A 7725-nucleotide genomic window follows, 5' to 3' on the forward strand; every position below is an offset into this window, starting at 1 on the left:
TGACGATCCGTTCGGCAAGTTGCGAGTTGCTGCGGGCGATGTCGTTCAGGATCTTGCCGAAGGCTTCTTGGGTTGACATGCTGCGTTCGATTTGGAGCGGAAGGCTGGCGGGCACGTCGATTCGTCGAGCCTGGTATCGACGGGGGTAGCGCGTCGCGAACGGTATGCGATCGAGAAAACGCTGCAATGTCTCGCGCGGGAGGGACAGTCCGGCGAAACGCTCCCATTCCGCACCGTCGTCAATCCCCATCTGCTTCTTGAACTGCCGCATCTGCTCGACATTCATCAAGCCGGCATGATTGTCCTTGTGCCCCGCCAGCGGCAGTCCGAAACCCTTGATGGTGTAGGCGATGAAGCAAGTCGGCTCGTCGCTCGCTCCCGCGTGGTCGAAGGCTTCAATGACGGAAGCCATGTCGTGCCCCGCGAGATTGGTCATGAGGGCATGGAGAGCTTCGTCGTCGTGGCTGTCGAGGATCGCGCGGATCGCGGAATTCTTTCCGAGGTCGGTTTCAAGGTGTGCGCGCCACCCCTTTCCACCCTTGAAGCAAAGCGCCGAATAGAGCGAGTTCGGACAAGCGTCGATCCAATCCCTGAGCGCATGTCCACCGGGTTTGGCGAAGGCGGCTTCAAGTCGCTTGCCGAATTTGAGCGTCACAACCCGCCATTTCATTGCGTGGAACAACGTATCGATGCGGGTATAGAGCCGGTCAGCAATGACGTTATCGAGGCTCTGACGGTTGTAGTCGATCACCCACCAAACATTTCGGATGTCGTGCTTCCAGCTCTCGAGCAGTGCTTCGAAGATATTTCCTTCGTCAAGCTCGGCGTCTCCAACGAGGGCGATCATGCGTCCTGGCTTGAGGTCGGCGGGCGACAGCTTCTTGAGCTGCACGTAGTCCTGCACGAGTGAGGCGAAGTTCGTCATGGCGACGCCGAGGCCGACCGAGCCGGTCGAGAAATCCACGTCGTCTTCGTCCTTGGTGCGCGAGGGGTAGGACTGGGCGCCGCCGAGTGCGCGAAACGCCTTCAGGTTCTCGAGGCTCTGGCGTCCCAACAAGTACTGGATCGCGTGAAACACCGGACTGGCATGGGGCTTGACGGCGACCCGATCCTCGGGACGGAGGGCGTGAAAATAGAGCGCCGACATGAGGGTTGCGACCGAGGAAGATGAAGCCTGGTGGCCGCCCACCTTGAGCCCGTCCCGGCTCGGCCGCAAATGATTGGCGTTATGGATGATCCAAGAGGAAAGCCACAGTACTTTACGGTCGAGCTCCCCCAGGCACGCGAGGGTTTCCGCGGAGATTTGCCGACTTGCGGGAGCGACTGAGGAGGTATCCGGCATCGCCTGCGAATATACGATGGCGCGCTGCGCCGGACCAGTCCAGCATCGGGAACAGGCGATCTCGGCAATCGAGGAAGCACGACGCCATCGCCGCCTCGTCGCGGCATCGTGGACAATCTCAGAATTCGGCATGTGCCTGGCGGACACGCCGGGCGACTCTCGCGCGCGACCCCTGGCCGTCTCAACCCGGCCGTCTCAATCGGAACCACGTGTTGGTATCGGGGATCACTCCGTCAGCCGGGCAGTCCCAGCAAGTGCCACTCAGGCGCGGGCGGTCTCAGGCGGAACAAAATTCTGCCCAAACGCCCGGAGTGCGATCGTCCGAGGCCCGGTGACATAGACCGCTCGCCCCGGTCGAGCGATCGACAGCTCATATCGCACATGGGGAATGCCATAGGCATCCGAAAACAGATCAAGGACCTCGGCCGTTTCCACGGTCAGATCCGTCATGACGCGCCGGAAACTTGCGCCCACTTTGACGAATTCGTTCAAGTCGGCTTTCCGTGAAAACATGCTACCGAAAATCTGTGCGCCCATTGCCATCGTGCCCCTGGTCGATAGAGTTTTTGATTGGCACCTTCTCGCCGGTAAGGAAGTATCGCACGACTCGGGGCGAATGCAAATGAAAAGTTCGTCATTACTTTATATATTACATATCAATTATAAATCATTTATAAGAAATACTGTGCTCCTCAATAAATATCTAATATCTAACCTTTGAGCAAAGCACGGACGGGCGCGGCCGCAGCGACTTTGCCTTCGCCCGTATAGGCTTCGTGGTTCGCCTCGATATCGGCTTGGCGATACCGATAGTTCACCATCAGGCCGAATGATTGCGCCATGCCCTTGGACGAACGATCGGCCAACCAATCGAGCTGTTCGATGCGGGCGCCATTGGAGAGATGAAAATGTGCGACCGGGTCCTGTGCTCGGTTGCCGTCCCTTTTGGCCTCGAAAAGGTAGCGCGCGCAGAGCCGCGTGAGCGGGGCTTCGAGCACCTTGGCGATCGCCGGTTTATCGTGCCAGGCAGGCACGCCGAGGAGCGTCGCAAATGCTGAATCGTCGCCAACGCCAATCGGTAGCGTCGCGATCGCCTTGCGTTCGGCCGGATGCAGGATATCGTTCGGCTCCGCCTTGAGTTCGCGCTCGAGCCAGGCGCGGAAACCGGGAATCGGTGAGAGAGTGGCGAAGCCCTTGAGGTTGCGGAACTCACCGGCGAGCACATCGACGACACGTTTGATCAGGAACCCGCCAAAGCTGATGCCCACAAGACCTTTCTGCGCGTTCGAGATCGAATAGAATATCGCGGTATCCGCTTCGTGAGGCTCCTGATGGGGTGCTTGCGGATCGAGCAGGCGGTGGATATCGCCGGCGAGCCCGTTGTGCAGCGCTACTTCAACAAAGATGAGCGGTTCGTCGGGCATTCGCGGATGGAAGTATGCGAAACAGCGCCGATCCGAATCGAGGCGGTTCTTCAGATCGTTCCAGCCGTGGATTTCGTGGACCGCTTCGTAGGCGATGAGCTTCTCGAGCAGGGCCGCAGGAGAGTCCCAGGCGATCCGCCGCAAATCGAGAAAACCCACGTCGAACCACGCGGCCAGGAGGCCCTTGAGGTCAGCCGCCAAACCCTCCAATGCGGGGTCGCTTCGACCGATTGCCAGGAGATCCGCCCGAAGATCGACAAGAAATTTAACACCCTCCGGTAATGCGTTGAATTGGGTGAGTAATTTTATCCGCCTTGGTTCGAGGGCAGCGCGCAGGCGGTGCTCCGCCTTGGATCGTTCCGGTTCGTCTGAGCCGGCCTTTCGGAGGGTCTCGACGGCTTCGTTCACGAGCGGCCGGTCGACGCCAAAGTCGCTCGCCAGGATTTTGAGAAAACGGCGTTTGCCATCTTTATTGAGCGAGAGGTAAGTGCGGCCAAGTACCGCCGCGCGTGCACGCGCCGAAACTTCGCCCCCGCGACTCTCAAGACAGGCCCGCATTTGCACGCGCAAATGTTCGGCCGAATCGTCCTCGAGGCTCGGACCCGCCGCGGGGGCGAAAACGCCGGCTGCGGTTTCGGCGATTTCGTTCCACGCCCCGCGAATGTTGCGCAGCGTGCGGTCGAGCAAGCCCGTTCGCTCAGTCGGTTTCATGACCCGCTCCAGGTCGGGCCGAAGTCTTGAGGCCGCTCCGTCATCGCCGTCGATTTGAGGCGCTGCAACACGGCCGGCAGGGCCTCGGGCAAATCTTCGGCAATCAGGCCCGGCCCAACCACGGCCGCAGACTCGGCATGAAGCCATAGTGCGGCACTCGCGGCCTCGAAAGGCGGCATGCCCTGCGCCAAGAGGCCAAGAACGAAACCGGCGAGCACGTCCCCTGCCCCTGCGGTTCCCAGCTCCGGCGGCGCGTTGTCCTGAATGATGGCTGCACCGCCTGGGTCTGCAACGACGCTATCGCCCCCCTTCAGCACGATAACCGCGCGACTATCGCGTGCTGCGGCGCGCGCGCGGCTCAATTTGTCGCCTTCGAGATCGAAAATCCGCTCGAATTCCCCCTCATGAGGCGTCATGACGCATGGCCCCTTTATCGCGCGAAAAAGTGTGTCGGGCATACCCTCGAACGAACTCAATGCATCGGCGTCCAGAACGCAGGGTCGGCTCGTGGCGAGGGCCGCGAGCACGCGCGCCCGCGTGTCAGCGCCCACCCCGTTTCCGGGACCCAGCAAATATGCATTCTTTCGTCGACTCTCGAGGATTGGCGCGAAGCCCTCAAGCCCACCGAAGGGCTCCGTCAGGAGGCCAGCCATGGCCGATTGAAAGATCGGCTCCGCTTCTGGCGGCGAGGCGACCGTCACAAGCCCCGCGCCGATCCGCAGGGCCCCTCGGGCCGCGAGCTTGGCCGCCCCCGTCATTCGACCTCCGGCGACGACGAGACCGTGCCCACGCCGGTACTTGTGATCGAGGAGTGTCGGCCAGCGATAATCGGCAAGCCATAGCGCCGGATGATTTGCGAAACAAGCAGGCTTGATCTCCTCCAAGACTGCGGCCGGTATGCCGATGTCGGCGAGGACGACCTCGCCGCATAAAATTCGGCCCGGTAGAAGGAGATGCGCGGGTTTCCTGCGAAAGAAGGTCACCGTCAGAACTGCCCTCGGCGCCGCACCAAGCACAGCCCCCGTGTCGCCGTGAAGCCCGCTCGGCACATCGATAGCCACGACCGGCCTGCGCTGTGCATTGAGGGTGTCAACGGTCTCTTTCGCAACGCCGTCGAGCGGACGCGAAAGGCCCGCGCCGAAAAGTGCGTCTATATAGAGGTCAGCACCTTGCAAGCTCGCGGTGCTCAGCGGCTCGATCGAACCGCCCCACTGCCTTGCATGGAATGCGGCATCACCCTTGAGCTTGTCAGGCTCGCCCAACAAGGCAACGCGCACGCGCCACCCTGCGTCCCGCAAGCACTTTGCCACGACGAAACCGTCACCCCCGTTGTTGCCGGGGCCGCAAAGCACAAGAGCGTGCCGTGATGCCGTCCGCGCGATGACAGCGTCCGCGGCCGCCTTACCCGCTGCGGCCATGAGACGCTCGCCCGGCACGCCGCGCGCAATCGCAGCACGGTCGGCGCGTCCCATCTCTTCGACAGTCAGCACCGCATGTCGCCCGGCATCGGCATCGCGCATATCGATGGCGCTTCTCCAGTAAGTCCGACCGCTCCCGCCTTGGGCCGAAGGATTGGACGATGTTAGCCGCTTGCGGGATCGAGGCCAATCGAGCAACGCCATGCGGGGCCGAGGTCACGTGAAACGCAACCGGCGAAGAAAGGTGCGGAAGCCTCGGACGCCGAAGGCACCGCAAACGGCTTTGATCTTCCGCGCGCGCGCCGGGACTGCTAAAGAGCAAGCATCAGGCAGGGAGATCGAAATGATTTACGAAGAACGCACTTATACCCTCAAGCCCGGTGCGGTCGGCCCTTATTTCAAGACCTATGAGGCCGAAGGGCTCGAGATCCAAAAGCGGATACTCGGCAATCTCGTTGGATACTTCCAGACGGAGTTTGGGACGCTTAATCAGGTCGTCCATATCTGGGCCTACGAATCCCTCGACGATCGCGCGCAGCGCAGGGCAAAGCTCTGGCAGGACCCGACCTGGCTGGCTTATGCCCCGAAAAACGTACCCCTTATCGAGCGCATGGAAAGTCGCCTGCTCATCCCCGCATCCTTCTCGCCTCTCAAGTGACGACCGCATTGAGCGGTTCGACGAGCGCTTTGCGGCCGCGATGAACCGGTGTGCACCACTTGTCCTGCTTGGAGCGCTCGCCTTTTCGGCCACGGCACCGTCGATTACGGCCTGGGCTCAGGAATTGCAGGTCACCACCGGCACGGCCACGGTCATCGACGCAAACCATCTCGACGTCGCGGGCAAGCGCTTCAAGCTCTATGGCATCGACGCCCCGGATACCGACGAGACCTGCCAAACGGCCAAAGGGGTTGAATATCCCTGCGGCATCGAAGCGCGCGACGCACTCATGAAACTCGTGGCACCGGGAGAGGTGAGCTGCCTGCCGCGCGGGCCGAACGCGCTCAACGAAACGATGGCGATTTGCACGATCGGCCAGACCGACATCGCCCGTGCCTTGACCGAAGCGGGATGGGCGCTCGCCGACCGCGCGCGCACGCTTTACTACGAGGATCCAGAGTTGACCGCGCGAACGGCCAAGCGCGGTATATGGCAAGGCAAGTTCGTCTCACCCGATGCATGGCGCATCGGCGAGCGCGTTCCGCCGAGCGGCCACGGGGCCGCAATTCCGGAAGTGCCCCAATAATCCGCTGCACGGTGCCGGCAAGGTGCTGAGGTGGGGGAGAAACCGCCGAAAAATCAGAAGGGTAATTCTAATCTGATACGCGCATGCTGCCCGCTGTCGGAGCCGCCGCCGCCGTCGACACCACCTCCGGCGGTACTACATCCTGCGACACATGCGGCGCCGCCGAGGTGAACCGTGAGAAGAAGGGCGGCGAACGCCTTACGGCGCGCGGGCGAGCCTTGAGCGAATAAACCGAGCGATCGCGGCGTCATGCGGCAACGCCGGGCGAGGCCCGGATTTGGGACACGCAAAGAGACTTCGACCACCGGCGACCAAAACCGCCCTCTACCACTCTTAGAGTTCATCTTCATCATTCAGCCGGCTGGTGTGGCGAATATCGGATTCGCCGCACGAATGTCGTATCTACGCACCGAAGCGTTTTCCAAGCAACCGCTGAGGGACGCCGACGGCACGCTCAAGCCCGGTTTCTGCGCTTGGGATTGCCCTTGCCATCCTCGCAGCAAAACCCGCCGAGGGCGCGGCGCCCCGGGTGGGTACTGTAACACGCTATGGTGATTGTTATTGAGGCTTGTTTTAACCGGGCCGCACCCTCGGTTCAGCCGGCGAGCACTCGGACGATCGAAGAGCCGTAGAAAATGATGCAGCTCGCGGCCAGAACAACGGCGCCGATCTGCTCAGCTCGGGTCCATCTCTTCCAATCTGACTTCTTACGACGCATCGGCCGCCTCAAAAAGGTCTCGTTCGATCGATCCAATCTCGCGCCCATGCGCCGCTCAGCGCGGGCCAGGGCTATGCGATGAATCTAAGCAACGACGCGCTTGCCAGGTATGATATGGATCACACGTCAAGAGACTATGAAGAAACGACCGCGTTCAGGGCCATCTCAGCGCAAAAATGGGCCGGCACAGGACGGTTTCCCGCCTCCGCTGTCACCGACCCCCATAAAGGTATTTCTCGTTAAAGCAGATTGCGTAACCGTTGTCCCATGCTTGGCGATAGCTGGCGTCTTTTGAGTAGCGAGGGTCGTCTTTCGCTGCATAGGTGCTGACGGTGCCGCCGGTGTCGGCCTGGCCTGCGCGGCAACCGTTCCAATAGGCCTCATCGGCGGGCGTTTGCGGAGCACATGCGGCAATCGATGACGCCGCGATCGTGAGTGCGACACGGGTGCTGAAGCGTCCGCCCATGCGAACCTCCTGCGTCAAATGCTCCGAGGCGGCCCCCGAACGCCGACGAACCCGGCCGCGACCTCGCATTCAGGCATTCGGGTATTCCTTCAACAGGGCGTCATACTCCCCGATCGCGCGTTTCAGCCTCGCGACAATGGCTTTTCGGGCTTCCTCGGACAGTCCCGCATGCGGAAGGACCGGATCGGCCTCGAGCGCCTTGATTTGGCGCTTGAGTGCGGCGCGCGCCTGTACCCAGTCGGCCGCAAGTTCTTGGAGTGTCACCATGCTTCCGTCTCCGTTGCCTGCAAAGCGGTTGAAAACAGCGAAATCGGCGAGAGACGTCTCGATTCCACTAAGCTTCGCGCAATTTGCCGCGCGTCACGAGCACCAAGAAATCGCCCTATATATTTGAGTATAGCT

The 7725-nt window shown here is 61.4% G+C and carries 9 protein-coding genes; 3 read left to right on the top strand and 6 right to left on the bottom strand.

Translation table 11 applies throughout. The features are described 5' to 3' along the window. The 4 genes from VEJ16_09915 to VEJ16_09930 form a co-directional block, all read right to left on the bottom strand. Positions 1-1342: 1-deoxy-D-xylulose-5-phosphate synthase N-terminal domain-containing protein (locus VEJ16_09915; protein HYB09975.1), on the bottom strand; the 1342-nt coding region annotated here is incomplete at its 3' end. Positions 1343-1603: 261 nt separating this feature from the next. Next, positions 1604-1834: a hypothetical protein gene (locus tag VEJ16_09920; GenBank protein ID HYB09976.1), complete on the bottom strand. Its 231-nt coding sequence runs from the start codon at positions 1832-1834 to the stop codon at positions 1604-1606. 218 nt (positions 1835-2052) lie between these two features. Then, positions 2053-3477: a malonyl-CoA decarboxylase gene (locus tag VEJ16_09925; protein HYB09977.1), complete on the bottom strand. Its 1425-nt coding sequence runs from the start codon at positions 3475-3477 to the stop codon at positions 2053-2055. After that, entirely contained in the window at positions 3474-4997 is a 1524-nt protein-coding gene (locus VEJ16_09930; GenBank protein HYB09978.1) for an NAD(P)H-hydrate dehydratase, read from the bottom strand. Before VEJ16_09930 ends, VEJ16_09925 begins: the two co-directional genes overlap by 4 nt. 241 nt (positions 4998-5238) lie before the next feature. Between VEJ16_09930 and VEJ16_09935 the strand changes: the two genes are divergently transcribed. From VEJ16_09935 to VEJ16_09945, 3 genes are all read left to right on the top strand, one after another. After that, entirely contained in the window at positions 5239-5553 is a 315-nt protein-coding gene (locus VEJ16_09935) for an NIPSNAP family protein (GenBank protein ID HYB09979.1), read from the top strand. Positions 5554-5593: 40 nt separating this feature from the next. Further along, positions 5594-6139, top strand: a complete 546-nt coding sequence (locus VEJ16_09940) for a thermonuclease family protein (protein ID HYB09980.1) — start codon at positions 5594-5596, stop codon at positions 6137-6139. An 83-nt stretch (positions 6140-6222) separates the two neighbouring features. Next, complete coding sequence (locus tag VEJ16_09945; GenBank protein ID HYB09981.1) at positions 6223-6369, top strand: hypothetical protein; 147 nt, start codon at positions 6223-6225, stop codon at positions 6367-6369. 699 nt (positions 6370-7068) lie between these two features. Here the strand turns inward: VEJ16_09945 and VEJ16_09950 are convergent. Both VEJ16_09950 and VEJ16_09955 read right to left on the bottom strand, forming a co-directional pair. Further along, positions 7069-7323, bottom strand: a complete 255-nt coding sequence (locus tag VEJ16_09950; GenBank protein HYB09982.1) for a hypothetical protein — start codon at positions 7321-7323, stop codon at positions 7069-7071. A gap of 69 nt (positions 7324-7392) precedes the next feature. Beyond that, positions 7393-7590, bottom strand: coding sequence for a hypothetical protein (locus tag VEJ16_09955; GenBank protein HYB09983.1), 198 nt, complete (start codon positions 7588-7590; stop codon positions 7393-7395). Positions 7591-7725 lie beyond the last annotated feature (135 nt).

The organism is Alphaproteobacteria bacterium (genome assembly GCA_035625915.1).
Classification (GTDB): domain Bacteria; phylum Pseudomonadota; class Alphaproteobacteria; order JACZXZ01; family JACZXZ01; genus DATDHA01.